1 protein-coding gene and 1 pseudogene are annotated in these 1,829 nt (G+C 68.9%); both read left to right on the forward strand.

Annotated elements, in window-relative coordinates:
* A pseudogene (locus ABZ321_RS58165) lies at positions 1 to 804 on the forward strand (hypothetical protein); the annotation flags it as partial.
* Positions 805 to 890: 86 nt separating this feature from the next.
* On the forward strand, positions 891 to 1,829 hold a 939-nt coding region (locus tag ABZ321_RS58170; protein ID WP_354905690.1), incomplete at its 3' end, for a GH25 family lysozyme.

Consider the following 1,829-nt stretch of genomic DNA (forward strand, 5'->3'; position numbering starts at 1 on the left):
GCACTGATCGACTCGGCGAACTGGATCCAGGTGTTCGCCCGCGGCACCGACAACACCCTGCAGCACATCTGGTGGAACGGCACCGCGTGGAACCGGGAAACCCTCCCCGGCGGTGCAGGACTGGCCGGCGACCCCGCCATCTCCATCGACTCACTCAACTACATCCAGACCGTCACCCGCGGTACTGACGGCACCCTCCAGCACATCTGGTGGAACGGCACCGCGTGGAACCGGGAAACCCTCCCCGGCGGTGCAGGACTGGCCGGGGATCCCGCCATCTCCATCGACTCGGCGAACTGGATCCAGACCGTCACCCGCGGCACTGACGGCACCCTCCAGCACATCTGGTGGAACGGCACCGCATGGAACCGCGAAACCCTCCCCGGCGGCGCAGGACTCGCCGGCGACCCCGCCATCTCCATCGACTCGGCAAACTGGATCCAGACCGTCACCCGCGGCACTGACGGCACCCTCCAGCACGTCTGGTGGAACGGCACCGCATGGAACCGCGAAACCCTCCCGGGTGGCGCCGGACTCGCCGGAGATCCCGCGATCTCCATCGACTCGCTCAATTTCGTCCAGACCGTCATCCGCGGCACTGACGGCACCCTCCAGCACATCTGGTGGAACGGCACCGCGTGGAACCGCGAGACGCTTCCCGGCGGCGCCGGACTCGCCGGCGACCCGACCATCACTCTCGACTCGATCAACTTCATCCAGACCGTCACCCGCGGTACTGACGGCACCCTGCAGCACATCTGGTGGAACGGGTCCACCTGGAACCGGGAAACCCTGCCCTCCTGACCCACACCGCCCGGCGTCCCGCACCACGGGACGCCGGGCCTCCGTCATCCGGGCCACCGAACCTCAGCAACTGTTAGGAGTTCCTCATGACCGACCAATTCACGGGAAGCCGGCGACGATCGCTGCGGACCTTGCTTGTGCCGCTCGCCGCGTCACTCGCGATCGCCACGATGGCGGCCACGCCGGCCGCAGCCGCCGAACCCAACGGTCACGCCGCCGCCGGTCGCGTTCCCGGCACCGCCGCTCCCCCGTCGCTGAGTGCGGCTGCCGTGCCGCCGGGCTACCCGATCACCGGCGTCGACGTCTCAAACCACCAAGGCGGCATCAACTGGTCGAGCGTCGCCGGCTCGGGGCAGCGGTTCATGTATGCCAAGGCCAGTGAGGGCCTGACGTTCACCGACTCGTACTTTGCCGCCAACTACGCCAATGCCAAGGCCAACGGCCTGTACGCCGGCGCGTACCACTTCGCGCGTCCGGACCGTGGTGGTGGAACCGCCCAGGCTGACTACTTCCTGGATCGGGCCCGGTATGCGGCCGACGGGCGGACCTTGCCGCCGATGCTCGACATCGAGTGGCCCTGGGAGGGTTCCGGCAGCACCTACCCCTGCTACGGCATGAACCCCGGCCAGATGGTCGCCTGGGTCAACGACTTCGTCACCCGGGTCCGCGAGCGCACCGGCCGGCCGACCATGATCTACACCAGTGCCAGCTGGTGGAATCCGTGCACCGGCAACAGCGGCGCGTTCGCGGATCAGCCGCTGTTCGTCGCGCGCTACGCCAGCGCGCCCGGCACGCTGCCGGCCGGCTGGAGCCGGTGGGCGCTGTGGCAGTACACCGACCAGGCGAGCGTGCCCGGCGTCAGCGGCAATGTCGATCACAATGTCTTCAACGGCTCGACCGCCGACCTGGCCGACCTGGCGGGCGGCACAGCGGCGGTGTCGCGTCCGCGGCCGGGTTCGGGTCTGGTCCGGTGGGGCGACCAGCTGCAGGGCTTCGAACGTCGTGCCGACAACACCCTGCAGCAC

The organism is Dactylosporangium sp. NPDC006015 (assembly GCF_040614215.1).
GTDB lineage: Bacteria > Actinomycetota > Actinomycetes > Mycobacteriales > Micromonosporaceae > Dactylosporangium > Dactylosporangium maewongense.